25 protein-coding genes, 1 tRNA gene and 1 pseudogene are annotated in these 25,774 nt (G+C 59.2%); 15 read left to right on the top strand and 12 right to left on the bottom strand.

Annotation, left to right across the window (positions count from 1 at the left end; all coding sequences use genetic code 11):
• Nucleotides 1-69 precede the first annotated feature (69 nt).
• Nucleotides 70-1,278, bottom strand: coding sequence for an MFS transporter (locus tag NBG89_RS13000; RefSeq protein WP_431320310.1), 1,209 nt, complete (start codon nucleotides 1,276-1,278; stop codon nucleotides 70-72).
• Between the two features lie 321 nt (nucleotides 1,279-1,599).
• Between NBG89_RS13000 and NBG89_RS12995 the strand changes: the two genes are divergently transcribed.
• From NBG89_RS12995 to NBG89_RS12980, 4 genes are all read left to right on the top strand, one after another.
• Complete coding sequence (locus NBG89_RS12995; RefSeq protein ID WP_431320309.1) at nucleotides 1,600-2,415, top strand: chromate resistance protein ChrB domain-containing protein; 816 nt, start codon at nucleotides 1,600-1,602, stop codon at nucleotides 2,413-2,415.
• 1 nt (nucleotide 2,416) lies between these two features.
• Nucleotides 2,417-3,826: a chromate efflux transporter gene (gene chrA / locus NBG89_RS12990; RefSeq protein ID WP_431320308.1), complete on the top strand. Its 1,410-nt coding sequence runs from the start codon at nucleotides 2,417-2,419 to the stop codon at nucleotides 3,824-3,826.
• Between the two features lie 178 nt (nucleotides 3,827-4,004).
• Nucleotides 4,005-5,204, top strand: coding sequence for a tRNA 2-thiouridine(34) synthase MnmA (gene mnmA / locus NBG89_RS12985; protein ID WP_431320307.1), 1,200 nt, complete (start codon nucleotides 4,005-4,007; stop codon nucleotides 5,202-5,204).
• A gap of 109 nt (nucleotides 5,205-5,313) precedes the next feature.
• Nucleotides 5,314-5,390, top strand: a tRNA-Met gene (locus tag NBG89_RS12980).
• 357 nt (nucleotides 5,391-5,747) lie between these two features.
• Here NBG89_RS12980 and NBG89_RS12975 read toward each other — a convergent pair.
• Together NBG89_RS12975 and NBG89_RS12970 are read right to left on the bottom strand one after the other, a co-directional pair.
• A pseudogene (locus NBG89_RS12975) lies at nucleotides 5,748-6,194 on the bottom strand (IS481 family transposase); the annotation flags it as partial.
• A 356-nt stretch (nucleotides 6,195-6,550) separates the two neighbouring features.
• Complete coding sequence (locus tag NBG89_RS12970; RefSeq protein WP_431320306.1) at nucleotides 6,551-6,793, bottom strand: DUF982 domain-containing protein; 243 nt, start codon at nucleotides 6,791-6,793, stop codon at nucleotides 6,551-6,553.
• 1,072 nt (nucleotides 6,794-7,865) lie between these two features.
• Here NBG89_RS12970 and NBG89_RS12965 point away from each other — a divergent pair.
• From NBG89_RS12965 to NBG89_RS12955, 3 genes are all read left to right on the top strand, one after another.
• Nucleotides 7,866-8,354 carry a hypothetical protein gene (locus tag NBG89_RS12965; protein WP_431320305.1) on the top strand — a complete coding sequence of 163 codons (489 nt, stop codon included), beginning with the start codon at nucleotides 7,866-7,868 and terminating at the stop codon, nucleotides 8,352-8,354.
• Nucleotides 8,355-8,458: 104 nt separating this feature from the next.
• Nucleotides 8,459-8,653, top strand: coding sequence for a hypothetical protein (locus tag NBG89_RS12960; protein WP_431320304.1), 195 nt, complete (start codon nucleotides 8,459-8,461; stop codon nucleotides 8,651-8,653).
• Nucleotides 8,654-9,715: 1,062 nt separating this feature from the next.
• Nucleotides 9,716-10,510, top strand: a complete 795-nt coding sequence (locus NBG89_RS12955) for a membrane-anchored protein (RefSeq protein ID WP_431320303.1) — start codon at nucleotides 9,716-9,718, stop codon at nucleotides 10,508-10,510.
• A gap of 5 nt (nucleotides 10,511-10,515) precedes the next feature.
• On the opposite strand, the gene NBG89_RS12950 is transcribed toward NBG89_RS12955, so the two are convergent.
• Nucleotides 10,516-10,947 carry an acyltransferase gene (locus NBG89_RS12950; RefSeq protein WP_431320302.1) on the bottom strand — a complete coding sequence of 144 codons (432 nt, stop codon included), beginning with the start codon at nucleotides 10,945-10,947 and terminating at the stop codon, nucleotides 10,516-10,518.
• A gap of 691 nt (nucleotides 10,948-11,638) precedes the next feature.
• Between NBG89_RS12950 and NBG89_RS12945 the strand changes: the two genes are divergently transcribed.
• Entirely contained in the window at nucleotides 11,639-11,899 is a 261-nt protein-coding gene (locus tag NBG89_RS12945) for a hypothetical protein (protein ID WP_007802691.1), read from the top strand.
• 64 nt (nucleotides 11,900-11,963) lie between these two features.
• On the opposite strand, the gene NBG89_RS12940 is transcribed toward NBG89_RS12945, so the two are convergent.
• Nucleotides 11,964-12,554 carry a transglutaminase-like cysteine peptidase gene (locus NBG89_RS12940; RefSeq protein ID WP_431320301.1) on the bottom strand — a complete coding sequence of 197 codons (591 nt, stop codon included), beginning with the start codon at nucleotides 12,552-12,554 and terminating at the stop codon, nucleotides 11,964-11,966.
• A 200-nt stretch (nucleotides 12,555-12,754) separates the two neighbouring features.
• Between NBG89_RS12940 and NBG89_RS12935 the strand changes: the two genes are divergently transcribed.
• Nucleotides 12,755-13,552 (top strand): hypothetical protein, encoded by a 798-nt coding sequence (locus NBG89_RS12935; protein WP_431320300.1) that lies wholly within the window; start codon nucleotides 12,755-12,757, stop codon nucleotides 13,550-13,552.
• Nucleotides 13,553-13,650: 98 nt separating this feature from the next.
• Here NBG89_RS12935 and NBG89_RS12930 read toward each other — a convergent pair whose 3' ends face one another.
• The 3 genes from NBG89_RS12930 to NBG89_RS12920 all read right to left on the bottom strand — a co-directional run bounded on the left by NBG89_RS12930 (nucleotide 13,651) and on the right by NBG89_RS12920 (nucleotide 16,973).
• On the bottom strand, nucleotides 13,651-14,274 hold the full coding sequence (locus NBG89_RS12930; protein WP_431320299.1) for an outer membrane protein: 624 nt from the start codon (nucleotides 14,272-14,274) through the stop codon (nucleotides 13,651-13,653).
• A 203-nt stretch (nucleotides 14,275-14,477) separates the two neighbouring features.
• Nucleotides 14,478-16,043 (bottom strand): putative bifunctional diguanylate cyclase/phosphodiesterase, encoded by a 1,566-nt coding sequence (locus NBG89_RS12925; RefSeq protein WP_431320298.1) that lies wholly within the window; start codon nucleotides 16,041-16,043, stop codon nucleotides 14,478-14,480.
• Between the two features lie 366 nt (nucleotides 16,044-16,409).
• Nucleotides 16,410-16,973: a histidine phosphatase family protein gene (locus tag NBG89_RS12920; protein ID WP_431322684.1), complete on the bottom strand. Its 564-nt coding sequence runs from the start codon at nucleotides 16,971-16,973 to the stop codon at nucleotides 16,410-16,412.
• Between the two features lie 223 nt (nucleotides 16,974-17,196).
• Between NBG89_RS12920 and NBG89_RS12915 the strand changes: the two genes are divergently transcribed.
• The 3 genes from NBG89_RS12915 to NBG89_RS12905 are packed head-to-tail and all read left to right on the top strand — an operon-like array spanning nucleotide 17,197 to nucleotide 18,816.
• Nucleotides 17,197-17,406: a CbtB domain-containing protein gene (locus tag NBG89_RS12915; RefSeq protein WP_431320297.1), complete on the top strand. Its 210-nt coding sequence runs from the start codon at nucleotides 17,197-17,199 to the stop codon at nucleotides 17,404-17,406.
• Nucleotides 17,407-17,420: 14 nt separating this feature from the next.
• Nucleotides 17,421-18,164, top strand: coding sequence for a CbtA family protein (locus NBG89_RS12910; protein WP_431320296.1), 744 nt, complete (start codon nucleotides 17,421-17,423; stop codon nucleotides 18,162-18,164).
• A 40-nt stretch (nucleotides 18,165-18,204) separates the two neighbouring features.
• Complete coding sequence (locus tag NBG89_RS12905) at nucleotides 18,205-18,816, top strand: hypothetical protein (RefSeq protein WP_431320295.1); 612 nt, start codon at nucleotides 18,205-18,207, stop codon at nucleotides 18,814-18,816.
• On the opposite strand, the gene NBG89_RS12900 is transcribed toward NBG89_RS12905, so the two are convergent.
• From NBG89_RS12900 to NBG89_RS12890, 3 genes are all read right to left on the bottom strand, one after another.
• Complete coding sequence (locus NBG89_RS12900) at nucleotides 18,813-19,502, bottom strand: response regulator transcription factor (RefSeq protein WP_431320294.1); 690 nt, start codon at nucleotides 19,500-19,502, stop codon at nucleotides 18,813-18,815. The genes NBG89_RS12905 and NBG89_RS12900 overlap by 4 nt on opposite strands.
• A 281-nt stretch (nucleotides 19,503-19,783) precedes the next feature.
• Nucleotides 19,784-20,446: a sulfite oxidase-like oxidoreductase gene (locus tag NBG89_RS12895; RefSeq protein ID WP_431320293.1), complete on the bottom strand. Its 663-nt coding sequence runs from the start codon at nucleotides 20,444-20,446 to the stop codon at nucleotides 19,784-19,786.
• 111 nt (nucleotides 20,447-20,557) lie between these two features.
• Nucleotides 20,558-21,208 carry a glutathione S-transferase family protein gene (locus tag NBG89_RS12890; RefSeq protein ID WP_431320292.1) on the bottom strand — a complete coding sequence of 217 codons (651 nt, stop codon included), beginning with the start codon at nucleotides 21,206-21,208 and terminating at the stop codon, nucleotides 20,558-20,560.
• 175 nt (nucleotides 21,209-21,383) lie between these two features.
• On the opposite strand from NBG89_RS12890, the gene NBG89_RS12885 reads away from it, so the two are divergent.
• Entirely contained in the window at nucleotides 21,384-22,355 is a 972-nt protein-coding gene (locus tag NBG89_RS12885) for a DMT family transporter (protein ID WP_431320291.1), read from the top strand.
• 60 nt (nucleotides 22,356-22,415) lie between these two features.
• On the opposite strand, the gene NBG89_RS12880 is transcribed toward NBG89_RS12885, so the two are convergent.
• On the bottom strand, nucleotides 22,416-23,231 hold the full coding sequence (locus NBG89_RS12880; protein ID WP_431320290.1) for a helix-turn-helix domain-containing protein: 816 nt from the start codon (nucleotides 23,229-23,231) through the stop codon (nucleotides 22,416-22,418).
• Between the two features lie 193 nt (nucleotides 23,232-23,424).
• On the opposite strand from NBG89_RS12880, the gene NBG89_RS12875 reads away from it, so the two are divergent.
• The gene (locus tag NBG89_RS12875; protein ID WP_431320289.1) at nucleotides 23,425-24,525 is read left to right on the top strand and encodes an ABC transporter ATP-binding protein; all 1,101 of its coding nucleotides are present in this window, start codon (nucleotides 23,425-23,427) and stop codon (nucleotides 24,523-24,525) included.
• Nucleotides 24,526-24,548: 23 nt separating this feature from the next.
• Complete coding sequence (locus NBG89_RS12870; RefSeq protein WP_431320288.1) at nucleotides 24,549-25,712, top strand: polyamine ABC transporter substrate-binding protein; 1,164 nt, start codon at nucleotides 24,549-24,551, stop codon at nucleotides 25,710-25,712.
• The last annotated feature ends 62 nt before the right edge of the window (nucleotides 25,713-25,774 follow it).

The following is a 25,774-nucleotide window of genomic DNA, read 5'->3' as shown; positions in this document are numbered from 1 at the left end:
GTTCTGGTCCACGGCTTGTGGTGGTTGGCATGCGGTGCTTGGCGAACGGCCGGATGGCCACTTCTGGCCTTACGAAGCACTTCTTAGTCGCTTCTTCAGCGGCAGCAGCGAGAGGCCGGCGAGCAACGCGAAAACCGCACTAGCGAGGAATGTCATCTGGTGCCCGCCCCAATCCCAAAGCGCACCGGCAAGCACGCTTGCGGCGAGAAGGGCGATGCCCGCAACGAGGTTGAAGATGCCGAAGGCGGTTCCGCGCAGCTCGGCGGGTGCGGCATCCGCAACGAGGGTCGCCAGCAGCCCTTGAGTAAATCCCATGTGAAGACCCCACAGCAATACTCCGATCCCGAGGCCCGCCAGCCCGGGAAGAAACGCAAGGCTGAGGTCGGCGAGAACGAGAAGCCCGAGCCCGACAATCAACAGGGTTATCCGGTCGAGACGATCCGCCATGACGCCCACCGGATAGGCCGAGAACCCATAGGCAATGTTCATGACGATCAGGACGATCGGAACGAACATGACAGGAAGTCCCATTCGCTGGGCGTCGAGGATCACGAAAGCCTCGCTGAACCGTGCAAGCGTGAAGACCGCAGAGACGGCGACGACCAGCCAGTAGATCGCAGGCAACCGAACGAGCTCCGAGGTTCGGAGCGGTATCCGGGCGCGCCGTTGGTCTGCGTGCGGCGGTTCCTTGACGACAAAGAGGATAATTGCGACGGAGCAGAACGCCGGGATGACAGCGATCCAGAACACTGTCGAATAGTGGTTGGCGGTCCACCACATCAAACCCAAAGCCAGCGCCGGCCCGAGGAACGCGCCAACCGTGTCAAGCGACTGACGCAGCCCGAAGCTGGCGCCACGGATTTCCTTTGGGCTGATGTCGGCGATCAGGGCGTCGCGTGGTGCACCTCTGATACCCTTTCCGACGCGGTCCACGAAACGCGCGGCCACCAGCCAGCCCAGCGAAGGTGCCAATGGGAAGATAGGCTTTGTCAACGCAGCCATGCCGTAGCCCAGGGCTACAAGCAGCTTTCGCTTGCCAAGCCAATCGCTCAATGCCCCGGAAAATACCTTGGTGATGGCGGCGGTCGCTTCGGCAATGCCTTCGATCAGGCCGACCGCAAACGCCGAGGTGCCGAGGACGGCAACCATGTAGACCGGTAGGAGAGCGTGGATCATCTCCGAGGAGATGTCCATGAATAGCGAGACGAAGCCGAGAGCCCAGACGCCTTTCGGGATTGCCCGTAGGGCAGCAGGTCTTGAGCCGGCAACGTCGACCATATCGAACTACCTTTCACAACTGCCCGCGACGGGTCTTCTGCTTTCAAAATCTGACGGCGACCTGAAGAGCCGTTACCGGTCCGGAGCGCGCTGACACGTTTCGCGGTTTTCCTCGCGCAGTCTTCGAAGCAGCGTTGCTTCCGCCTGGCCGCTGCGGCATCAATCCTTACATCTCAATTGCTTGCCGGCATAGCAAGCTGGCGGAAAGTGTTGACATAGCTCATCCACCGTGGATCATATGGGTCATGGGGTCGCGATCACCCCACGAGGCGCCAGCCGAAGAGTCGCGTCCAACAAAGCCGCTAGAACGGAGGACGCGCGATGCCGTCATTTGCCGAAATCTCAACCGATAAACTGAACCGCCTCATCGGGACGCCAGGTGCGCCTGCCTTGATCGATGTGCGCAATGACGAGGACTTTTCCGCCGATCCCCGTCTCATTCCCGGATCGGTGCGCAGGCCATTCAAGGATGTGGAATTGTGGGGCGCTGAAATCCGAAGCCCGGCCGTCATCGTCTGCCACCATGGAGCCAAGCTCAGCCACGGCGTTGCCGCACATCTTCGGGTCATGGGTGTCCAGGCCGAAACACTCGAAGGCGGGTTCGAGGCATGGATCAAGGCAGACGGTCTCGCAGTGCCCGAGGATAAGCTGCCGCCTCGCGACGCAAAGGGGAGGACTGTTTGGGTCACTCGTGCCCGCCCGAAGATCGATCGCATCGCGTGCCCCTGGTTGATCCGCCGTTTCGTGGATCCGGCGGCCGTTTTCCTGTTCGTTCCTACCCCTGAGGTGCTGATGGTCGCCGACCGTTTCGGGGCAACAGCTTTCGATATCGAGGACGTCTTCTGGAGCCACCGCGGCGATCGATGCTCCTTTGACGTCATGGTCGAGGAGTTCGCTCTTCAATCCCAGCCGCTCCTCAGGCTGGCGACGATCGTCAGGGCCGCCGACACTGCGAGGCTCGATCTCGCGCCCGAAGCGGCGGGATTGCTGGCGGCCTCACTCGGACTTTCGCGGATGTTTGCCGACGACCTCGAGCAATTGCAGGCGGGTATGACCTTGTACGATGCCTTCTATCGATGGTGCCGCGATGCGACCGACGAGACGCACAATTGGCCCTCTGCGAAAAAAGGAAACTGAGATGGCCAACCTTGTGACGGATACGCCCGCCGACAAGACGGCGGGTCGGGCGAGCCACGGCATCTCCTTTGGCGAGGCGTTTCGTGTCTGGCTGCGCGTGGCGGCGTTGAGCTTCGGTGGCCCAGCCGGGCAGATCGCCGTCATGCACAGGATTGTCGTCGACGAAAAGAAGTGGATCGGCGAACATCGGTTTCTGCATGCCCTCAACTACTGCATGCTGTTGCCCGGGCCCGAGGCGCAGCAACTCGCCATCTACATCGGTTGGCTCATGCATAGGACGGCGGGAGGGCTTGTGGCTGGTATCCTTTTCGTCCTGCCCGGCTTCCTGTCCATCCTTGCTCTCAGCTACGTCTACGTGGTGTTTGGAAACCTCGACGCCGTCGGGGGGATGTTCTTCGGCCTTAAGGCCGCCGTGCTTGCGGTCGTTGTGCAAGCCGTCATTCGGATCGGGGGCAGGGCGCTCAAGAATCCCGCGATGGTCGCCATCGCGGCCGCGGCCTTCGTGGGCATCTTTGTTCTTCACGTGCCGTTCCCGCTGATCATTCTGATCGCGGCGATCACAGGTTTCGTGGGTTCGAAGTCCGGCTCGCGACTTTTCCAGGCCGGCAACGGCCACAAAGCCGCTGTCGGTCACGCCCTTGCAGATGCGGATTCCGCACTTGGCGAGGAAACGCCGATCCATGCGCAGCCGAACCTGGTGTGGTCGCTTAAGATTTCGGCTGTGCTGCTGGCGCTCTGGCTCGGGCCGCTTCTGCTGCTCTATGTTTTTCGCGGCGGCGATGATGTGTTCACGCAGATTGGTGTCTTCTTCAGCAAGATGGCCGTCGTAACCTTTGGCGGCGCATATGCCGTGCTTGCCTATGTCGCGCAGGAGGCGGTGCAGCACTATGGCTGGCTGCGCCCAACGGAGATGCTCGACGGTCTCGGCATGGCCGAGACCACGCCGGGGCCACTGATCATGGTTCTACAATTCGTAGGGTTCATGGGCGCCTATCGCGATCCCGGTAACCTCGATCCGATCACATCAGCCACGCTGGCAGCGATGCTTACGACCTGGGTGACGTTCGTGCCATGCTTCCTCTGGATTTTCCTCGGTGCGCCTTTCATTGAAAAACTCCGGGGCAATGCGACGCTTGCGAGCGCGATGTCGGCTATCACCGCTGCCGTGGTGGGCGTCATCCTGAATCTCGCCATCTGGTTCGGGTTGCATTTCCTGTTCACGGAGGCCAGCATCCACCGGTTTGGTCCTATTTGGATCGAGCTGCCCGTCTGGTCGTCGCTGGCCCTGCCGTCGCTCGTTCTTAGCGTCGCCGCCGCCATTGCAATCTTCCGGTTCAGAATGTCGATTATTCCGACGCTGCTTGCATGTGCAGTGGCCGGAATGGCCTGGAGGCTGTTCGGGACACTCTGAAGCGATCGCGGCGGGAATCCGTATCGGAGATGCCCGCAAATTGTCCGCCTCTTGCGCCGGAACCCAATCCTTTCTATATCCTCGCCAACGAAAGTCCGGCGGCCGATCCCGCGCGGACACCTGAAATCCGCCGGCTCTGATGGGCGGATTGCAACAAGCTTAGAATTGGCAGCCACCCGTGAACACACTGGATTTTGACAAGAAGCCGGAAGATACCCGCGTTGTCGTCGCCATGTCCGGCGGCGTTGACAGCTCCGTGGTGGCAGGCATTCTCAAACGTCAGGGCTATGACGTGATCGGCATCACGCTGCAGCTTTACGACCACGGTGCGGCCGTTCACCGGGCCGGTTCCTGCTGCGCCGGCCAGGATATTGACGATGCCCGTCGCGTTTGCGAGACGCTCGGCATCCCGCACTATGTCTTGGACTACGAGAAGCGGTTCCGCGACACGGTGATCAACCCCTTCATGGAAAGCTATGTGGCCGGAGAGACGCCAATCCCCTGCGTCTCGTGCAATCAGACCGTCAAGTTCGCGGATCTCCTGGCAACCGCCAAGGAGCTCGGCGCTGATGCACTGGCGACCGGTCACTACATTCGCTCGCGGCCCAATCCGGCTCCCGGCAATCCCGGTCGCCGCGCGCTTTATCGCCCGGCCGATGCCGATCGTGACCAAAGCTACTTCCTGTTCGCGACGACACAGGAGCAGATCGATTATCTGCGCTTCCCGCTTGGCGGTCTGCCCAAGGCCGAAACCCGCAAGCTTGCCGAAGAAATGGGTCTGGTGGTCGCTAAGAAGGCTGACAGCCAGGACATCTGTTTCGTGCCGCAGGGCAAATACTCCGACATCATTAACAAGCTGAAGCCGAATGCGGCACTCGCCGGCGAGATCGTCCACCTTGACGGCCGTGTGCTGGGCCAGCATGAAGGCATCCTACATTACACCATCGGCCAGCGCCGCGGCATCGGGATTGCCACCGGCGAGCCGCTCTACGTCGTCTATCTCGATGCCCGTTCCCGTCGGGTTATCGTCGGGCCGAAAGAAGCGCTGGAAACGCACCGTGTCTATCTGCGCGATGTCAACTGGCTGGGCGACGAGCCGCTTGCCGAGGCGGCCTCTGGCGAGGGCTTCGCTTGCTTTGCCAAGGTCCGCTCGACGCGTGCACCGACACCCGCTGTGCTGCAGGCCGATGCGACGGGTATCTATGTCGACCTCGCAATCGGGGAAGCCGGCGTTGCGCCGGGCCAGGCCTGTGCACTCTATTCGGCGCCCGGCGACGACGCGCGGGTTTATGGTGGTGGTTTCGTCGAACGCTCCGAGCGCGAACCGGCGGCGGAAGCCTCGCTAAAGGCGCTGCTGGCCAGCCCAGCCGCAGCCTGAAAAAGCCCGTGGTATTTTCTCGATCATGCGCTTGACATAAAGCCGAGGCGCACCTTATAAGCCGCTCATCCCACGGGCCTCCGCATCGCGAACGGCACCGTTGACCAGTGGCGGAGTAGCTCAGTAGGTCAGAGCAGAGGAATCATAATCCTTGTGTCGGGGGTTCAAATCCCTCCTCCGCTACCATTCGCAGACTGTCCGGTCCGGCAATTCCTGACAGCCATCCCTTGATTTCGTACTGATATTGCTCGCCTGCTTTACGCGGGTAGACCGCCACGGCAGAGACCACTTCTCTGAAAGCCTTTGCCATCTCTATCGATGGTTCCGCTCCTCTGTTCTTGAGGATTTCAGCCGGGCTTTCGATGTTCTCCCTGAATTTCGTCACTGCCTTCGGCTTGATCTCGATGATGTTCGTCGTTGGCTCTTCAGCATCGAGGTCAGCCTTTAATCGGCTGCGCTCAGATTTGAGCCTAGGCAGAATGGCCAGAACGTCGTCTTCATCGATCGTTCCTTTCGCCACCTGTTCGAGGACGCGCGCAATTAGAGCTTGCCCTCGGCAGTCTGCACCTCGGCAATATCGATGTGGAAATAGCCGATCGGATAGCTCTTGAACTTCTTCTTCGTCCCCTTGTCGCCTTCCACCTCCGGCAGCCGCGAAATGCCGTGGCGCTGCAGGCAACGATGCAAGGACGATCTCGTCAGGTGCGGGATCGTCGCCTGCAAGCTGTAGAGGCAATCATCGAGCGGCAGCAGGGTATGCCGGCGGAAGGCAACGATGACAGCCTCTTCTTCGAGGGAAAGGAGCGTCGAGTGCGGGTCCTTCGGACCTGTCGGAAGGTCCGCTAATGAGGTGCGTTTCTTCCATTTGGCGACCGTCTTCTGCTTGATTCCATACCGCTTCGAAAGCGCTCTCAGGCTCTCTTCACTATTTTGTATTGCTCGACGGACTGCCTCTGTCGTCGTGGCGCTCCCATGTAGAACTTGGCCCATAGTGCTTCCCGCCAATCATGTGAGAAAATTGCACCATCAAATGCCGGGATCAAACAGCTAGATCATGATCGTTCGCACAGCGATGCTACGAACAGAACCTTGCCTGAGGCATTCAGCGGAGCGGCTCCTGCGGGCGAGCGAGTCGCTGCCCCAGCCGAGGCGGTTTCAATCATCCGCACCGTAGTCGTAGGCGTCCGGTTCATCGAGCTCCGCGATCCGGAAGCGACTCTCCTACCTGGGAAGAAAAGCGATCCGCCGTGCCGTCATAGCACTGGCGCTCTGAGGGATGCGCCGTCAGGCATGTGGGGCTTTGGGTGTTTTCGGTCAATGACCAAGTCAATGACCAGACGTCGGTGCTAGGTGATCGTAAATGCCACCTTTGCATCAAGGGCCGCTGCAAGGAATGCTGACTGGGCGTCTTCCTGTGTCACCGCGCCGCTGATCGTGCCTGCACAGGCTTCCAGTGCCAAGACGAAGGCAGTGCCGCTGACGACCGGCCAATTCGTGAAAAGCATATCAAGGGCTTCAGCTGCCGATGTAATCGTGTGGAACGTTCGGTTGCGCTCGACGATTACGGCGATCCACCCAGATACCGACACAGGCTCTCCACTTCCCATAGGAGGGATGGGCTAATGGTGGATCGCGCAGTTGGCCATCGCTCAACATGCGATCCATTCTGTAAACCCCGGCCGCGACATGTTGTTCCAAGCTATTATCCTGCTGTCGGGAAGGCAAAAAGGAGCAGCAGTTCTACCGGAGAGGGCGCCCTTGAATAGCGGCGCGCCTCCGCTCGAAGCTTGGTGGAGATATTGCCGAAATCACCTTGCCAAAATGCCTTTCCAGTTCCCTGGATAGGTCGTCGGCGGAGGTCATCCCGTGCTGGAAACGTTCGATAAGCAGTTTCGCCGCGACATTGTATTGCTCAGGATGGGCAACACTACTGGCTGAACAGTATCCGGCCGCATCCAGGACGCCTTGCAGCATCGTGAGGTCTTTGGAGTTTAAGACAAAGCTAGGTTCGGAAGACACTTCGGTCCTCCTTCTATTTGGGGCAAGGGCCGGTGGGCCCTCACGCAGCAGCGCCCGTGACATTGGCTGCCGACGGACGGACCATGCCCGAGTGCGGTGACGGATGCAACGTGAATCGCACAATTTTTGTTTTTATAAGATTTCGATAACAAAACCAAAAATTGAGGTTGTGTTTCGCGCAGGGAATGCCTATATGGCTGCTATCGGCATTGCTGATGAGCGCTGGAAAGTATCTGTCGCTCGCAATTGCCGCAATCGCTTTCTGCTTTTGACCACGGATGTACTGGCACTGGTATGAGTAGCGATGTGAGGAAGGTCGGTGCGATTTCGCCCCGGCCTTTTTTGTTGGCGGCTCCGAGGACGACAGCAGTCTGCCCGAAAGCCATGCGCATAGCGCCTCTCCTTGAAGAGGTTGCCGACAGCCGCATGATGTCGAGGATTGGTGTTGTCGCTCCCGCCCGAGCTGAATGACAGATGGCGTCAGTGGTCAGCGGCGTCAAGGCCGCCCAGGTTTTCCACAGGATGCCCCAATACAGATCGCATGGCTATGGAGTTTAAGACGGCCGAAGGGCTATCCGCAGACTCGGTTGTCATCTTCCACACCAGCATTTCAGTCTCCCTTCGAACAACCGAGGGAGTGCCATGCAAGACAATATTAGATCAATTGTGCCGGTCGGGCTCTCCGGCCTGGCACCTGAGCCGCCAGCTATGGGGATGCCGATCTGCGAGATGGTTGATCCGGCGGCTCTTTATGTCGACCCCTCTTATCAGAGGAACGTTGGTGACCGCGGCCTCTCTCAAATTCGGCGGATCATCCAAAATTTCGACTGGGCAAAATTCATGCCGCCGATCTGCGCATACTCCGTAAGTGAGGATCGCATTGTGCTAAAGGTTCTGGACGGGCAACACACGGCGATTGCGGCTGCGTCACATCCATACATCACTGTCATCCCGGTAATGATCGTCGAAGCTGAGGACACCATAGCGCAAGCAAAGGCATTCATCGGTCAAAATACTGAGCGCTTAGGCGTAACACACCTGCAGCTCCACCAGGCCGCCTCAGGACAGCTAGTTCATACACCGGCGACGGCTCACGCCAGACGGCAGCCGTCAAGTCGCTACAGGGACTAATATCGCGGCACGGGACAATTCGAGCGCGCGAGATGTTGGAGATTGTTGCCAATGCCGAACGAGGCCCTATCGTTGCGCCTCAAATCAGGGCGATCGAGTATTTAATGACCGACGTCGACTATGCTGAGACCTTCCTTCCCGATGACCTGACTAACGCAATCGTTGAATTGCTGTACACGGCTGAAGAGGAAGCAAAGATATTGGCGTCGGCCCGAAAAATCCCGTACTGGCGCGCGCTCGCAATCGTTTGGTACAAGAAGTGCAAGAAGCGGCGCCAACCTGCAGTGAAGGCCGCGTAACGGTCTCAAGAAAAAACGCCCCGCAGTTTTTGCGGGGCGCAAGGGAATTGGAGTTACGAGGCTAACCTAGCGCCTCGCCGTCCTTCGTCAATCCTCCATCTGGATCGTTGGCTGCCGCTGGGGCCTTGGATTTCAGATATTTAGCGATGGCTCGTTTCAGCCTAATCTGTCATGTTCCTAAGCTGATCTCGATCCGTTCTTGCTGTCGGCTGTCGTGACCACAACGGACCTCCGCTACCACTCGTCTCTTTGTCCTTACCGAAGACATAAGTAACAGTTTGTCTCTAAGACATGGTGACAAGCTCGTGTTGTACGGGTTGTCGATGGTTTGCAGGTCCTCTGCTCCAAATCGATGTAGTGCTTTGCAGCCGCCGATCGTTAGTGTAACCGGACGCAAATTTTCGGAATTTTGACATGGACTTTGGCCGGTCCCGTAAGCTGGGGCCGAGACCCACGCCAAGTTGCTCGAAGAAGGTGTACGCTTTACCTTCGAGGCGCAGCCCTAGGGAGATACGCTCACTCCGTTACTCGCCACTGATGTGAAAGGCATCAGGTGCTAAGGCATTGGCGAGCGCGATTGATAGGCTCTCACGCGTCCGGAAACCGGCTTCGATCAGGTCAAGTGCCGTGACGATTACCGCCCGAGCGCACTCGCTTTCCGGGTCTATTTGGTTTGCTTGGCACCAGGCCTGGATAACGGACGTGAGGACTTCAACTTCTCCATTCTCTAATGTGAATGTAGGGAATTGCATGGTGGCGTTCCCCCATAACGGCAAGAGTGCGCGGACGCTCTTGGTCGGACCGTGCCGTGCATCGGATCCAACAGCACATTGTACGCCTGATTTCCAAGACGGTCATTGAAAATGCCCGCTCCGACCCGAGCACGTGGTGAAATGGCGATATTCGCCAGCGGCGTCTATGGAAACGCTGTGGCTACGTTTGTGAGACGCTCCTTGCGCAATAGCCAACCCGCCATTACACTCGCACAACGAGTGCAAGACGGAGGCTGCACGCTCAGGCTGGGCCCAGTGCTTTCTTGCGACGGCATTGTATTTCGCGATCGTGATCATCGTCGAGTCTTGCAGATCGGGAAAAGCGCCAGGGAGGGGACAGCAGGGCATGTCGTACTTCGAAGAGCTGATACGCGCTAAGCGTTATTGGAATCGCTGGTTAAGATATCGGTTGGCTGCTCCGCACATTCCGAAGTTGGAGGGCCTCTTTCTCGGAAAAACCGTCGTTGTTGCCGGCTCTGCGCCCTTTTCCACGAAGCCACAAGGCTGGAACGATTCGTTTCGCGTATTGACGATAAACGCCTCCCAGGTGGCGGCCCAGGGTTGGTTGCCCCAAGCGCCCGACGTGACATTGATGCAGTTCAATCAGATTGAAGGGCTCAATCCGGCCGCGGTCGAAGTTCGTAAAGTGCTCGAGCATAAGAAAACAGGACTGCTTTGCGTTCTCAATTGGCGGCACGAACTCGAACGGCTGGTAAGAGGACTTCATGCCTTCGACTATCGCTATGACGAATTGAGGCTGATCAGCCGCCATGAGCGCATCGCCCTGATGCATAAGATCACAGGAAGACTGAACCTGGAATTGGAGGGCGAGGCGAAATGGTCCAATGGCGTCGTTGGCGCGGCCCTGGCACTCGCCAGCGGCGCGGCGAATGTGATCCTCACCGGCATCGATCCGCTCTCGAAGGGGCACCAATACAATTCGCTCGACCTTTCTCGCATGCATCAGGAAACCGATCTGCAAGCGCTTCAGATATTCAGTGAGCGAAGGTTCCCGGTCTTCACGGCCGACCCGCATGTCGCTCATTCGACTAAGCTGGCACTTTGGCCTCCTCGGGGGACCTAGCGACTTCAACGTCCGCGAAGTCTGATCAGCCGAGCCGGCGCGCCGACATAGATGCCGCCTGGAACCGTGGTTCCCTTGACGACGCTATTGGCTCCGATCACACAACCGCGACCAATATGGGCGCCGGCCAATATCTTTGCACCGGCGCCGATCCAGACGTCATCCTCGATCACGACCGGTGCTTTCCGTAGCCGCTGATCCTTTATGGTGGTCATCGGATCATCGAAGCCGTGCTCGAAAGAAACAATAGCGCACTGAGCTGCGATCCGTACGCCGTTTCCAATGCGGATGCCCCCGTGGCCGAGCAGGACCGTAAACTCGTTGAGCGAAACATTGTTGCCGATCTCGACGCGTCCGCTCTGGGCATCAATCACGACGCCGTAGCGCACCGGTCGCCAATCGCTATCGTTCCTCTCCGCCACCTGAAGCGCGGCCAATAAAGCATTTTGGGTTCGCTCCGATCGTGAGGCGCCCACCGGAGAAAATCGCGTAGAATTTGACGAGTTTGCCAAGGTTCACTGCTTATACCTACCGTCACGAACTGAGGATTGATCGCGAGCGGCTTGTCGAGCCACCCTGGGGCGTACTCGACATCCGGCCAGTTCTTGAGCCAAGGGGCGTCGTTGATGTGACGCCCTTCACTGCGTAGGCGATATCTTCGCGGGACTCCCACCCGATACAGACCGAAAGTTCCACCACCAACCCTCTCCCTTGAATTAGCCGCTGCTGAAGGTGGACGACGAGCGTTTGCAAAGTCAAGATCGAGCCAAGCCGGAATCGATGGCGCCTGTATCAAGGGAAGTTAAAACCGCGATTCACAAGCGGTCGACGGGTTGCCTGGATATGATATCGCGGAGTCGTACCACGACCTCCAGGCTACTCGCATCCTTTGGGAAGAGGATGCGGTTGCGCATGGCCCTATGTAGAGCGATACGGCGCAGTGTGATCCCGGAGATGCGTTGAACGGGCTTCTCTACCAGTCAAACGACGCATTTTCTTCTGTGGAACTTCTCGTAAACTTCGGCTTTGGGGCTTTCTCTGTTGCTTACGCTATGCACGATGGTTGCCTGCAAGCGCGTCATCGTTGCCGCGTACACTGCTCGTCGAAATCACGGATCGGATTTGAGAATGGCGAAGAAGCCAAAGCTGGAGCATTCCGACCTCGCTGGTGAATTTACCGATGATGGCGTGACGGTACTCGTCGATATCTTCCGCCCGGCCGGCACGAATGGTGACTGGAAAATGGAAGTAGTGACTCAGCACGAGGACCTCATCGAATGGGAGGAGCCTTTTGCTACCGATCGCGAGGCGTTTGACGAGTTTCTGGCAACGGTCGCTCGCGAAGGGATCAGAACATTTCTGGAAGAAGAGGACCCGTCGGTCCATTAGGCCGTGCTTCGTCGCGTGAAGGCGCGCGTCCGACAGGACAAATGAGGAGTTGCGTCCGGTGCTCTCACGTTCCGGAAAATTGGCCCGCCCTCGGACCGGCCAGCGTTACTTGCCAGGCACTCCTATTTTTAAAGTTCTGGCTCGCCAAGAAAGTATATCCTGTACTTTCCCAAGGTTTTACTTTTTCTGACAGATTGTCAAGGACGTAGTCGCCGGACCTCAGCCGCGCCAGCAGGACGACATGGTTGTTGCCGCCGCGGTCGATGACGACGGAAAGCGCCAATTTGTTCGACGCAAAGCCGGCGCCGAGCAGCGTTTTCAGTTTCAGCAAAGCATAGTCTTCGCAGTCGCCTTTGTTGTTAACGGGTAGTGACCAGTACTCGGATTTTCCTGATGTCTGTGCGTCCGTCGCTGGTGCGACGCCGGCGTTGACCTGCCGATTCACCTTTTGGAGCAAAGGCATAGCCTCTTTGTCAGTCATCTCGTGACCGCCGCCGCCGCCATGGCAAAGCCAGGCATAGCGCGCGCACGCCGAGGGAAAGCCAATCGGCGCTCCGATCGAGCGTGATGCGCGAAGGGTGGACCCTGCATAGCTCTCACCAGCAAACGCTGTGAAAACAAGTGTGAACGCTGCGAAAGCTGCCAGGGCCCGCATCGAAACATCCTTTCGGCTGAGTGCTGGACGGCCAATTATACACTTTTAAGCTGCTGCACTTAATTAGAATTTTATATTTTAAAGGTTAACAATATACTAACGTTCTATGCTCAGCTTGCGAAAGTTATTCTTCTATTTACTTTGTTGGCACTGTATGAATCTCCACGTTAACACTCTGTTAACTGTGGGAGTGAGTAACTATGCGTAAAGAATTACTGACGATTTCTGCCGGCATGGTGTTTCTTCTTGCCGGAACCAGCCTTGCCAGCGCACAGAGCCAACGGCTCAACTGTCGGACGGTAAAGCCAGGCACAATCGAAGCAAGATTATGCGGCCCGGTTGCGTCCATCAAAGTCAATAAGTTTGCCGATCCGGATCACCACAGCGACCAATTCGCGAGCGGCACGCGCGCAACTCGCAACTCCTCAGGCGGAGGGGGAAGCGGTTCTGGCAGTGGCAGCAACAACGGCACGACCAGCAGTACAGGCAATAGCAGCAGCAACGGAGACGGCGGCAACCAGGGCGGTGGCAACCACGGTGGTGGCAGCCAGGGTGGCGGCAACCAGGGCGGCGGTAACGAAGGCGGCGGTAATCAGGGTGGCGGCAACCAGGGTGGCGGTAACGAAGGCGGCGGCAGCCAGGGTGGCGGCAACCAGGGTGGCGGTAACGAAGGCGGGGGCAGCCAGGGCGGCGGCAGCCAGGGTGGCGGTAACGAAGGCGGGGGCAGCCAGGGTGGCGGCAACCAGGGTGGCGGTAACGAAGGCGGGGGCAGCCAGGGCGGCGGCAACCAGGGTGGCGGTAACGAAGGCGGGGGCAGCCAGGGCGGCGGCAGCCAGGGTGGCGGTAACGAAGGCGGGGGCAGCCAGGGCGGCGGCAGCCAGGGTGGCGGTAACGAAGGCGGCGGCAGCCAGGGTGGCGGCAACCAGGGTGGCGGTAACGAAGGCGGCGGCAGCCAGGGTGGCGGCAACCAGGGCGGCGGCCACGGCGGAAACCACTAAGGCTATCTCACACGGCGACCCGCATCAGGTCAGAGAAGCAAAGCCCGGGCGTCTGTCCGGGCTTGGTCATTTCATGCAGGCCACTCGGTCGAGCAGTCTCAGAATTTGAAACCAACGCCAACGGTGACGACGTTCTGATTGAAGTCGGTATCCACGCCGAGCAGGTCCTTGCTGCCGTAGTCGTTGTAGCGATATTCGACCCGCCCGAAAATGTTGTCGGTGAAGGCATAGTCCAGGCCGGCTCCAACGGTCCAGCCCGAGAACGTGGCGTTGTCGTCGCCGATAGGGGTGTTCACATGGCCCCTCGCGCCGGTCCAGCCGGCCGCTCCATAGAACAGCGCGTGATCGAGGGCGTAACCGACGCGGGCGCGGACCGAGCCTGTCGTGTCGAACTTGTATTCATTGCTACTGACGGTTTCCTCGTTCCAATTGTAGGAAACGTCGCCTTCGACGCCGAGCACGATATTGTTATCGAGCTGCCAGTTGTATCCGGTGAAGCCGCTGACGAGGCCGCCATTGAGGTTTGCGTCGCCGATGCCGGAGAAGTCACCATTTCCCCAGCCGCCGCCGCCTTGCAGGCCGATATAAAAGCCGTTCCAAGTGAAAACCGGTGCCGCTTGTGCAACCGGGGCTGCCGGCGGCTCGCTCACAAGATCAGCGGCCGACGCCGCCCCTGCAAGACCAATAAAGGCCGCCGAGGCAGCAACGATATGAAAATACATGATAAATCCCTCTCCTATGATAAGGGTTCGCCCGTCGATCGGGCTAGGCCCGATCGACGATCGCGGCCCATGCGGGGGCAGATAGACTTTCAGTGTAAGTGTCCGCCCACGGGACCAATGAGCTAACGTTGCCTCGTCAGAAAGGGTTCCATCACGAATTTCTGACGCGTGGAGGTGCTGGCAGAGTTGCGTTTTCGCGGCGTTTATGCGCTGGCCAACACTTCGTCGCGATCGAGGATAAAGGAGCGCGTCTCTTCGGCAGGCATCGCCTTGCCGAACAGGTAGCCCTGTCCGACATCGCAGCCGAGCCGAAGCAGGTGGCCGAGTTGGCGGTGCTCTTCGATACCTTCGGCTGTGGTCTGTATGTTGAGGCTGCGGCCAAGACCAAGCATGGCGCGGATGATTTTTTCCTGGCGCTCATCATCGCGGCAAGTCGCGATGAAGCTCTTGTCGATCTTGATCTTGTCAAAACGATAGCGAGCGAGCTGGGCGAGACTGGAATAGCCCGTGCCGAAATCGTCAAGAGCGATCTGGACGCCGGCCTCGTGGAGTTCATCCAGAATGATCGCGGCAATTGCCGGATCCTGGATCAGCGCGTTTTCGGTGATCTCGATCTCCAGGCGGTGCGGCGGAAGGCCGTTCGCCGAGAGCACCTTGAAGATGCGCGAGGCCAACAGCTTGTCCTCCATCTGCACTGGAGAGACGTTGAAGGAGAGAGTAACGTGGTCGTCCCAGGCCAAGGCGTCCCTGCAGGCCTGCGCCAGAAGATCCTCAAAAAGTTCGGTGATCAGTCCGGTCTCTTCGGCAATCCCGATGAATACCGGCGGTGGAATGGCGATGCCTTCTTCGTCTGTCCAGCGGGCGAGCGCCTCGAAGCCGCAGACCGTACCGCTCTTGAGATCGATCAACGGTTGATAGAAGGGGCGGATGGCCTTCTGCTGAATTGCGACGCGCAGTTTGGACTCCAATGTTGCGCGCTTTGCGACTTTGTCCTGCATCGAGGCTTCGAACACCATGTGGTAGTTGGGGCCGCGTGATTTGGCCTCGTACATGGCGAGGTCGGCTCGGTGAGCCGCGTCCTCAAGCGCCTCTCGACCCTGCTCCCAGCGATCGTAACCGACGCTTGCACCGACTTCGACGGCGAACCCGTTGATATGGATGGGCCGTGTTACGGCCTGAATGAGCAAACGCGCAAAGCGTTCCTCGTGCTTGGAGGAGAGGCCAAGGGCAACGACGACGAATTCGTCGCCGCCGAAACGATAGACGCAGTCCGCGTTTCCGATCGCGCAGATCCGCTTTGCCACTTCGACCAGAAGGGCGTCACCGCCATTGTGGCCGACAAGGTCGTTGACCTTCTTGAAGCCATCGAGATCTATCGAGAAGATTGTAACGTTCTGCTCCCACTCGTCGCCTTCGACGTCGGTCTTCGTCCTCCGGGGAAGGACTTTCCGTTCGAAAGCATAGCGGTTCGGAAGTTTGGTGAGGTGGTCGTGGGTTGCCGTCCAGTCGGCCTTGGCCTGGGCACTGGCCCGCAGTTCCATCTCCTTACGCAGGTCGACAATGCGCAGGATCGAATATACGAAGCTCATCGCGCCACCGATGCCGAGCGCGAGGACTAGCTTGTCCGCGCCATAGTTCTCGTAAGCGCCGACGAAAGCGACAAGCCAGTTATCCAATTCCAGGATCGCGCCGAAGAGCCACAGCGTTACTCCCAACGCCATGACCAAAAGGCATTGCCTTCCGGCTCTGCTCTGGAAGAATACCGGCATGCTTCACTCCATCTCCACCCGAGCGCCGGTGTATCATTGAAGTCTGAAGCGTTTGTTGAAACCAAAGGGCGAATTCTTGGTATCTGCGGCTGCCGAGAGCGGAGAGGCGGTTCGACAGGCGAGCGGTGCGGCCGCCCGCCTGTCGTTCTCAAAGCCGGATCATAAGGGATGCGCCGATGACGAGCAGAAGCAGTGTAACGGCGGCGGTCATACGTAGCAGGCGCGTGCGCCGCATCTGCGCGCCGCTCCAATCATAGGGCATGCTTGGTCCTCCTTGGGGCAAGGAACACGGCCCGAACGTGTTGGGCCGGAAACCTATGGCATGGTTCGCTTGCGTAAGGCTGGCCTAAATTAACGCCCGGAAAATTAGGCAGCCGCGCCTTCGACGCGCAGCGACCATCGGCTGCCATTGCTGGTCATGTGAACGATGGCCAGCGGTTCGATATCGGCGATCCAGAAGGAAGATACCGGCGCCTGCAGAGTGTTGATGATTGCTGCCCTGATGACCGCGGCATGAGTGATGGCGACGATATGGCCACCGGCCTGCAGGCGCTCGTGCATCCAGGCGTTTACACGCATGCAAACGGCGGCGATTGCCTCGCCACCGTGCGGTGCTTCCTCCGGCCGCGCCATCCAGGCGGCAAGATTTTCCGGTTCGGCTTGCTGGATCTCGGCAATCGAGCGTCCCGACCAGCGGCCAAAATCGCAATCGGCGAGCGCCTCGGAGAATTCCGGTTGCAGGCCAAGTGCATCGGCCGTTTGCCGCGCGCGCAATGTCGGGCTGGCGAAGACGCTATCGGCGTGCCGAAGGCGGGGGGTCATTGCCTGAGTGGCAAGGATTGCCTTCTCGTTCAGCGGCTCGTCTTGCGGGAACCGCGCTTCGCGGTTGGCGGCAGTCGAACCATGGCAGATCCAAGTGAGGCGCGTCATCACGTTGGTCGTCTCCGGATAACGGGGAAGGTGGCCTGTCACTGCATGAAGTCTCGTTGACAGGTTCGAAGCCGCAGATATAACGGTTATGTTGTGGGTTTGGAAACCGGTGAAATTCCGGTGCGGTCGCGCCACTGTGATCAGGATGAGGATACCTCGGACTGGAAGTCAGACCCTGCCACGCAATAATTCTCGACTGAACGCGTCATTCCAGGAGGAATTCATGTCTGACACCACTTTCGCGCCCGTCGCCGCACCTGCTCCCATTCCGGTTGGCGAGCTTTGGCCCTGGGCGATCTTTGGCGGTCTGCTGATGCTCATCGCCATCTATTTCGTCGGCACCGAAGAGGGCGCGATGGCGCTTTTCAACGGTATGTATGTGCACGAGTTCGTGCATGACGGCCGGCACCTCCTCGGCTTTCCCTGCCACTAAGGGGAGTTCCGGACATGGTTGGAAGTCTTTTGCTTCGCGGAATGCTCGCGGGGCTGATTGCTGGCGTCCTCGTTTTCGCGTTTGCCCATACCTTCGGCGAGCCGCTCGTCGACCGAGCGATCGCGTTTGAGGAAGCAGCCGCCCAAGCGGCGGGTGAAACCAGCGAGCCTGAAATCGTCAGCCGTGCCACGCAAGCGGGCCTTGGCCTCCTGACTGGTGTGATCGCCTACAGCGTTGCCGTCGGCGGCTTGTTCGCCCTCGTCTTCGCTTTTGTCCAGGGACGCTTCAGCAATCTTGGCGTCCGCGGGACCTCTGCCGTCATCGCCATTGCGGCCTTTGTCGCCGTGGTTGTCGTGCCCAACATCAAATATCCGGCCAATCCGCCGGCAGTCGGCAATCCCGACACGATCGGCGTCAGGACCGAGCTGTTCTTCCTGATGATCGTTGTATCGATCGCCGCGCTTATTGCGGCAATTGCGCTTGCCCGCCGCCTGACCCCGCGGTTCGGCGTGTGGAATGCAGCAATCGCAGCGGGTCTTGCCTACGTCGTCTTCATCGGCCTCGTTCAGTATCTGCTACCGCCGATCAACGAGGTGCCGGAGAACTATTCCGCTGTCGTTCTCTGGCGTTTCCGCACGACTTCGATCGGTATGCACGTGATCCTCTGGGGCGTTCTTGGCCTGGCCTTCGGTATTCTCGCAGAGCGCAAGCTCGGTGCCGCTCCAAAGCCACGTGCTCGCGCGCCGGCTTTTCATTGATTGGAGAGAAGGCTCCGGCGCAATCAGCCTGTCCCCCGCAATGTCCAGCCGGCGTTCCATTTTCCTTGTCGCCATGATCGCGTTGCTGCCGCTTTGGCAACTGGCAGCCGACGCACACCAGCGAAGTGGTAGCGGTCCCCATACCGGCATTGCGATGGCCGAAATCTCACACGGCGAAATGATCATGATCGGCGAGTATCGCGATCGGATCATCGATCTCGCGGCACGCGCCACGGATACGAACGAGCCGTTCCGACGCGTGCTGAACTATGCACAGATCCAGCACGCCTACTGCTTCTGGGGCAAAATGCCTGGCAGCGTGACGGATGAGGGGAGCCCGTTCAACCAGTGCTCGCATGCCGATCTCGCGGCAACAAAGGCCGTGCTGCTATCGATGCGGGGCATGGGCGGCGAGGCTGCCGAAGCCGAGGCGATCGTCTCGGCGATCGATGCCGGCATGGTTCTACGCGGCTTGGCGCTGATCACCTGCCAATTCAGTGGTGAGGCGTTCGATACTGCGGACATCGTTCACCCGGCTTGGCGGGAGGTTCCGCTGCATCCTGCCAGCATGGCGACGTTGACGGCGCTCGCGGCGGCAATTCTGGCGCTCGTCTATTGCGGACGGTGCCTGGTTCGGCGGATCACGCCCTAGCTTTTCTCGACATCGCGGTCGAAGTGCGTTGCAACCAGCATGGCTGCAAGGTGGACGGTGTTCTTCGCACCGTAGCGCTCCTTCATGCGCTCCAGGCGGTGTTCGACCGTTCGGTGCGAAATGCCAAGATCGGCAGCGATCTCCTTGGCCGTCGCGCCTTCGGTCAAGAGCTGGATCACCGCTTCGTCAGTCGCATCCATGCGGGCCTGCTGCTGCGGCGGGTTGAACATGAAGCGGCCGTTCGAAATTGTCAGGAGCCAGGATGGCCGCCGGGCTGTTGTCTTTTGCGGGAGGATCAGTCGCTCGTATCCGAGGTTGACGCCAAGCACCCTCGTCTTGACCAGTTCCATCGATGGTTTCTGTGTGGCGATCACCTCGCGATAACGCGGGATGACGGCTGTTTCCATGTAGGCGCGATCCTTGAATTCGCCGATGCGCTGATCGGCGAAGAGCTTATTGATGTTCAGAAGGCGTGAACTGAAGCCGGATGGGCGCACGACTTTCAGTTGCCATTGCAGTGGATCCTCACCGTCCAGAACGACAAGTGTCATCCTCATCCTGATCGTCAGAAGGTCGATGACGTCACGATAAATGTCTTCCGGTGCGGCGGGCGTCTGCGATGTGGTATGCAACCATGCGTCCAGCAGCTTCTGCGTGACAGTATGAAATGAGGTGTCCTTGTTCATCAACCCATAGGCGATATCTGGAATCGTTGGGTCACAACAACCCAAAATGGGCGTCGGTTCAATAGGCGATCGTGCTAAAATCGGCGTAAGATATTAATTTAAAAAATATATCGCTTTTTGTATCTATTTTGAAGTGAATCCGCCGTAGTGAAATTTGCACGTTAAGCGGGCTTTTAGTCGGCCGTGGATGATGACGGCAAGCTATCCTATCTGGTGAAACTATAGCGGGCAGGTTGCCGTCGCGACTCCGCCATCAGCCGCCGAAGTAGTCGCGACTGGTATCACTCCTCGGAGTATCGCTGCTCGCGCCAGGGGTCGCCGTACATGTGATAACCGTTCTTTTCCCAGAAGCCCCCTGCATCGGCCGCCAGAAGCTCAATGCGCCGCAACCATTTCGCGCTTTTCCAGAAATAGAGATGCGGGACGACGAGCCGCATGGGACCGCCGTGATCGCGCGTCAGCGGCAAGCCTTCCCAGGAAGTTGCGAGGATCGCATCCTCGGCGGCGAAATCGGAGAGCGGCAGGTTGGTCGTGTAGCCATCATAGCTTGTCAGCATGACGTAGTGGGTTCCCGGTTTCGGCATGGCCTGATCGAGCAAGTCGCGGGTCGAAACACCTTTCCATTTGTTGTCGTAGCGCGACCACGTCGTCACGCAATGAATATCGGTGATCTTGGTGCTCTGCTCGAGGGCCAGGAAGGCCGTCCAGGTAAGATCAAGCGGGGTTTCGACAAGCCCACGAACTTCCAGGCGCCAGGTGTCGGTGGAAATGGTGGGCTGCTGGCCGAGATCGAGGACCGGCCAATTCTTGACGAGGTGTTGGCCAGGCGGCAGGCGCTCGGTTTCCGGGCGACTGATACGGCCAGTCAGGAATTTTCCTTCGGAGGCCCATCTGCGCTTCGACGTGGTAAGCTTGCTGTCTGTCGGGGTTTGATCGTCGCTCATCGATGGCCCTTTCGCGGTCGCGGCGATTAGGGCATTCGCCTTTGAGCACTGTCAAGCGTGACGCTGGTGGCAGATGCCTCGAGCGCAGGATCGCCCTGAGCGCGCCTGTTCTCAGCCGGATGATGCCGCAGTGAAGACCGCCAACTGAGCGGCAAATGCACGCTTGTACGCCGGCCGCGCTTCCCCACGCGCGACATAGGCGGAGAGATTCGGATAGTCGTCGAGCATGCCCGATCCTTTCACCCTCAGCAGCACCGACACCATCTCGAGGTCACCAACGCTGAATTCACCGTCGAGCCAGTCGGCATCGCCAAGCCGGACGGCGAGTTCCTTTAGCCGCTGACGGATGCGTTCCTCGATCATCGACCGGCGCTGCTCGTACCAAGGCTGGTCTCCTTCCATGAATTTGGCGATTTCGCGATCGATCATCGGCTGCTCCATCGTGGTGAGCGCGGCGAATACCCAGGTGATCGCGCGTGCCCGGGCATTCGGGTTCTCCGGCAGCAAGCCGGCATGGTGCTGCGCGATATGGAGGACGATTGCCCCCGATTCGAATATGGCGAGATCGCCTTCTTCGTAGGTCGGAATCTGCCCGAAAGGCTGAAGCGCGAGGTGGGCGGGTTCCTTCATCGCTTTGAACGAAAGAAGCCGAACGTCGTAAGGCTGGCCCACTTCCTCGAGCGCCCAGCGAACGCGCATGTCGCGCGCCAGGCCTCTGCCGCGATCGGGCGAGCGTTCAAAGGCGGTAATGGTAATCGTCATCGCTGCTCTCCTTAGCTTGTCTGCCTTGAAGACGACTGGCTAAACGGGATTCCGACACTTCAGCTTGAGATAATCCTCGTCGTCAGTTTAACCACCGCTGAAAGGATGCGTTCCCTCGTTCTCACCGCAGCGGGCTCATCTGTGCAGCGCTTGGGAACTGTGGCATAACTAGCCCATGGCGATACATGTCTTGGCAGTCCATCGCGAGACGGTCGGGACGGAACAGGCGGCGGGCGGTTCGCTTGCAAGCGCCTATTCCGTGGGCATTCTATGTTGGCTGTTATCTGCCGGCGTCTATATCGCCGCGAAATGGGTTTCTTCGGAAATGCCGCCCTGGGCGCTCTGCTTTTGGCGCGTGCTGATCGCCTGGGCGATCCTTATGCCGATCGTGCACAAGCACTTTGGCGATATGGTCGCGCTTGTGCGGGCGCGCGCCCTTGAACTGCTTGTGATTGGCGGCATGGGGCTTGCGATCTGCCAGGGCCTGATTTTCGTCGGTCTCGAACATGCCGACGCCACCACTGCCGGCATCATCATTGCTCTGATCCCGATCATCACCATGATCCTTGCCCGGTTGTTCCTGGCCGAGCCGATGGGAAGCTGGCAGGTGATCGGATCGATCCTGGCCTTTCTCGGGATCGTCGTCATCATCATAAAGGGCAGCCCGGCCGCACTGATGCGTCTCGATCTCAATCCCGGCGAACTATGGATCGTCGCCGGTGCGTTTTGCTTTAGCCTCTATACCGTGCTGCTTCGTCGGGCGAAATTTGATGGGAACCGGCTTGCGCTTTTGGTCCTGCTTCTCGGTGCGGCGGTGCTGACGGCGCTGCCATTCTATCTCTTCGAGCTTGTTTCCGACGAACGGTCGACGCTCAACAGCAGTGGGCTCATCGCACTTGCCTATGTCGCCATCCCCGGCGGGGCGATCATGTATTACCTCTTCAATCGCAGTATCGAGGCTTTGGGCGCGGCCCGGGCAGGCGTCCTCCTCTACGTCCAGACAATCTTCATCGCGGTGCTCGCCTACTTCATCCTCGGCGAGCAATTGCAGCGATACCACCTCGAGGGTGCGGCACTCATCGTCGCCGGCTTGCTGCTGATAATCCTGTTGAAGCCGAAGGCGGGGGCCGAACCCGTCAAGGCCTGAGGTCGTCAGCGGCAGGCGGCACAACGCAGGTGGTAGCGGCCCACAATTTCCGAATGCCTTTCATGAAAGATTCTTGAGATAGAGGGACAGCAGTTGCGTCTGCGAGGAGATGCCTAACTTGCGATAGACATTGCGCCGATGAACCTTGACGGTTCCCGTTGAGATACTGAGCTTCAGGCCGATCGACTCGGAGGAGTGGCCTTGGAGGACGAGATCGACAATCGCGGTCTCGCGGCTGGTGAGATTGAGATCGCGCCACACCGCTTCGGCAGGCTGCAGGGAGCTTTCACCAGCATCGCGTCTGCGACTGCCGCGATTTCGAGAATGCAGTTGTGCGTCAAAACGGGCTCCTAGCCCAGCCCAGTAGTGGCGGACCATGTTGGCGATCAAAGGCTCGGCTTTCTTCAGCAAGGCAAATTCCGCAGGCGGGAAGGGGCCGGTCTTTTCCTTGCGCATGAGCGAAAGAACGATGGTGATATCGTCATCGGCCGTGACGAAGAAGCCGATTTCCTCGGCAAGGCCTGTCTGGACATAATAGGTCCGGTAGTACTCGCTGGAGAAGAACCGGTCAGGCGCCAGCTCACGCATGCGAAACACGCCGGCGCGCCGCTCGTTAGCGGTGTGGTAGAAGGGATCGAGCAGGTATGGGCCGGCTTGGTAGAGCGTTACGAAAATGATGTGTTCCTTCGGGTCGAAGGTGCTGTAGAGGTCGATCGGCCGTTCCTTGCCACGATAGGCGAAGACGACGACGTAGTCGAAGCGCACAAGCGCCGCCATCATCTGCCGAAAGGTCTCGCCGAATTCCGCGTCGCCCATTGCCTGCCGGCCAACGGTGGCGTTGAAGGCTTGAAGCAGCGCCTCCAAATCGGTGCTCATTGCCGGAACCTCCTGATCGCCTCGCGCGAAAATCTGCGTTCTGCGTGTATATACCTTCCACGAAGGCTTCATGGCTAAAATACCTCTCTCGGGGTATATACCGCGAGGGAAGGGCGCGCTTAGTCTTTCCGTAACGACGGTGGCGAAAGGCAGCGCTAGACTGCCCAATCCAAACCAACCGCAGGGAACAGACGTGGCATCCGCTTCGACGAACGATATCGAATTCCGTTCGGTCACCAAGAATTATGGTCCGGTGATCGCCGTAACGGACATCAACCTCAATGTGCCGAAGGGCGCATTCCTCGCATTGCTTGGCCCCTCCGGCTGCGGCAAGACCACTTGCCTGCGCATGATCGGCGGCTTCGAGCAGCCAAGCGAAGGCACGGTGCTGATCAACGGGCGCGAGATGAACGGCGTACCGGCCTATCGGCGTCCGGTGAACATGGTCTTCCAGCATTATGCTTTGTTTCCGCATTTCGATGTCCGGCAGAACGTTGCCTATGGTCTGAAGCAAATGCGACCCAAGCTTGCGGCAGCCGAAATCGATCGGCGGGTAGCAGAGGCGCTCGAAATGGTGCGACTCGGCGGCTTCGCCAAGCGCCGCGTCCATGAAATGTCCGGTGGGCAACAGCAGCGAGTGGCGTTGGCGCGCGCAATCGTCAACCGTCCGTCGGTACTGCTCCTGGATGAGCCGCTGGCTGCCCTCGACAAGAAGCTGCGCTCGGCCATGCAGATCGAATTGCAGACAATACAACGTGAACTCGGCATCACCTTTGTTCTGGTCACCCATGATCAGGAAGAGGCGCTCTCGATGGCGGATATCGTCTGCGTGATGAGCGCAGGGCGGATTCGGCAGCTGGGCTCGCCGCAGGAGGTCTATGACCGCCCCGCCGATCTGTTCGTTGCTGATTTCGTCGGCAAGACCAACCGGGTGAAGGCGACAATGGAAGCGGACGGCGCGACGCTGCGCCTTGCGGACGGTTCCGCAATCGCCGCGGGGGGCCGGGCGCGTGTCTCGACGGGTGAGGCAATCGTGGCGATCCGCCCGGAATCGATCCGCCTGACACGCACCCAGGCGCCTGATGTGGCGAACTTCAAGGGCACGGTAACCCACCGTATCTTCCTAGGCTCGTCGGCGGAATATGCCGTCACGGTACCTGGGCTCGGTGACTTTCTGGTGACCGCCGACCGCCGCAGCATGAACGAAAGCGATCTGGTCGAGCCCGGCGAGGCCGTCTACCTCGGCTTTGATCCCGGCGCGGCCCATGTCTTCTCAGCATCAAGTGCAGCCTAAAATCAAAACAAGGGAACAGCATCATGAGCAAAGACTATAAGGATAACCTTCCCATTTCCGCCGAAGGCTTCATGGACGAGTTCATGCGCCTGAAGCGTGGCTCCGTCAGCCGTCGCCATTTCCTCGGCGTCACCGGCCTCGGTCTTGCGACCGCCGTGATGTCACGCTTCCCGGGCGCCTTGTCGACACCCGCCTATGCCGGCGAAGACCTCGGCACGCAGATGTCCATCGCGACCTGGCCGAACTACCACGATCCGGCGACCTTCGAGAACTTCAAGACGGCAACCGGCGTCGCCGTCGAAGTCAACGTGTTTGGCTCGAACGAGGAGATGCTGGCGAAGCTGCAGGCCGGCGCTTCCGGCTGGTCGCTTTTCGTACCGACCAACTACACGATCTCGACCTACCACAAGCTCGGTCTGATTGACGAACTCGACCTTTCGAAGATTGCCAATTTCAGTCAGTCGACGGAGAGCCCGCGTTTCACTAAGGAAGGCCAGATCGACGGCAAGACCTACGCCTTGCCGAAGAACTGGGGCACGACCGGATTCTCGGTCAACACCTCCAAGATCAAGTCGAAGCCTACGACCTGGAAGGATTTCTTCGAGATCGCTCAGACGGAGGCCGATGGTCGGGCGATGGTGCACGACTACCAGCTGACGACGATCGGCAGCGCGCTGGTGTCGCTGGGCTATGGCTTCAACTCGATCAAGGCGGAGGAACTGGCGAAGGCCGAGGAGCTGCTGATCAAGGTGAAGCCGCATCTCTTCGCCATCAATTCCGACTATCAGCCGGCCATGCGTGCCACGGATGCCTGGATGACGATGTGCTGGACGAACGACGGTGCGCAGCTCAACCGCGATATGCCCGAGCTTGCCTACATCCTAGGAACGGACGGCGGCGAAATCTGGACCGACTACTATGCCATCCCTAAAGACGCTCCCAACAAGGCGGCGGGCTATGCTCTTCTCAACTACCTGATGGATCCCGCGAACGCGGTGAAGGAGCATATCGCCAACGGCGCGCCGACCACCGACAGCCGCGTCATTTCGTTGCTGCCGAAGGAGATCACCTCGAACAAGATCGTCTATCCGGATGAGGCATCGCTGACGCCTCTGGAATTCGGCGCTGCTGTAACCCTGACGGATCCGGGTCGCGCCGAGTTGATGGCGCGGTTCAAGTCGGCGTGACCGGCTTGCCGTCATGCAACGCCTCTTCTCGGTTTCGGGAGGAGGCAAGCCTCCTCGTGGCC

This window comes from Rhizobium sp. YTU87027, from assembly GCF_050644135.1.
In the GTDB taxonomy this organism is placed as follows: domain Bacteria; phylum Pseudomonadota; class Alphaproteobacteria; order Rhizobiales; family Rhizobiaceae; genus Rhizobium.
The sequence above is the reverse complement of the archived record's forward strand: the minus strand, read 5'-3'. Positions and strand labels throughout refer to the sequence as shown.

What these genes read in the sequence shown, in the direction of transcription:
- NBG89_RS13000 (WP_431320310.1), bottom strand. Translation starts at nt 1,278, where the DNA reads ATGGTCGACGTTGCCGGCTCAAGACCTGCTGCCCTACGGGCAATCCCG.
- NBG89_RS12995 (WP_431320309.1), top strand. Translation starts at nt 1,600, where the DNA reads ATGCCGTCATTTGCCGAAATCTCAACCGATAAACTGAACCGCCTCATC.
- chrA (WP_431320308.1), top strand. Translation starts at nt 2,417, where the DNA reads ATGGCCAACCTTGTGACGGATACGCCCGCCGACAAGACGGCGGGTCGG.
- NBG89_RS12965 (WP_431320305.1), top strand. Translation starts at nt 7,866, where the DNA reads ATGCAAGACAATATTAGATCAATTGTGCCGGTCGGGCTCTCCGGCCTG.
- NBG89_RS12960 (WP_431320304.1), top strand. Translation starts at nt 8,459, where the DNA reads ATGACCGACGTCGACTATGCTGAGACCTTCCTTCCCGATGACCTGACT.
- NBG89_RS12945 (WP_007802691.1), top strand. Translation starts at nt 11,639, where the DNA reads ATGGCGAAGAAGCCAAAGCTGGAGCATTCCGACCTCGCTGGTGAATTT.
- NBG89_RS12940 (WP_431320301.1), bottom strand. Translation starts at nt 12,554, where the DNA reads ATGCGGGCCCTGGCAGCTTTCGCAGCGTTCACACTTGTTTTCACAGCG.
- NBG89_RS12935 (WP_431320300.1), top strand. Translation starts at nt 12,755, where the DNA reads ATGCGTAAAGAATTACTGACGATTTCTGCCGGCATGGTGTTTCTTCTT.
- NBG89_RS12930 (WP_431320299.1), bottom strand. Translation starts at nt 14,274, where the DNA reads ATGTATTTTCATATCGTTGCTGCCTCGGCGGCCTTTATTGGTCTTGCA.
- NBG89_RS12925 (WP_431320298.1), bottom strand. Translation starts at nt 16,043, where the DNA reads ATGCCGGTATTCTTCCAGAGCAGAGCCGGAAGGCAATGCCTTTTGGTC.
- NBG89_RS12920 (WP_431322684.1), bottom strand. Translation starts at nt 16,973, where the DNA reads ATGACGCGCCTCACTTGGATCTGCCATGGTTCGACTGCCGCCAACCGC.
- NBG89_RS12915 (WP_431320297.1), top strand. Translation starts at nt 17,197, where the DNA reads ATGTCTGACACCACTTTCGCGCCCGTCGCCGCACCTGCTCCCATTCCG.
- NBG89_RS12910 (WP_431320296.1), top strand. Translation starts at nt 17,421, where the DNA reads ATGGTTGGAAGTCTTTTGCTTCGCGGAATGCTCGCGGGGCTGATTGCT.
- NBG89_RS12905 (WP_431320295.1), top strand. Translation starts at nt 18,205, where the DNA reads ATGTCCAGCCGGCGTTCCATTTTCCTTGTCGCCATGATCGCGTTGCTG.
- NBG89_RS12900 (WP_431320294.1), bottom strand. Translation starts at nt 19,502, where the DNA reads ATGAACAAGGACACCTCATTTCATACTGTCACGCAGAAGCTGCTGGAC.
- NBG89_RS12895 (WP_431320293.1), bottom strand. Translation starts at nt 20,446, where the DNA reads ATGAGCGACGATCAAACCCCGACAGACAGCAAGCTTACCACGTCGAAG.
- NBG89_RS12890 (WP_431320292.1), bottom strand. Translation starts at nt 21,208, where the DNA reads ATGACGATTACCATTACCGCCTTTGAACGCTCGCCCGATCGCGGCAGA.
- NBG89_RS12885 (WP_431320291.1), top strand. Translation starts at nt 21,384, where the DNA reads ATGGCGATACATGTCTTGGCAGTCCATCGCGAGACGGTCGGGACGGAA.
- NBG89_RS12880 (WP_431320290.1), bottom strand. Translation starts at nt 23,231, where the DNA reads ATGAGCACCGATTTGGAGGCGCTGCTTCAAGCCTTCAACGCCACCGTT.
- NBG89_RS12870 (WP_431320288.1), top strand. Translation starts at nt 24,549, where the DNA reads ATGAGCAAAGACTATAAGGATAACCTTCCCATTTCCGCCGAAGGCTTC.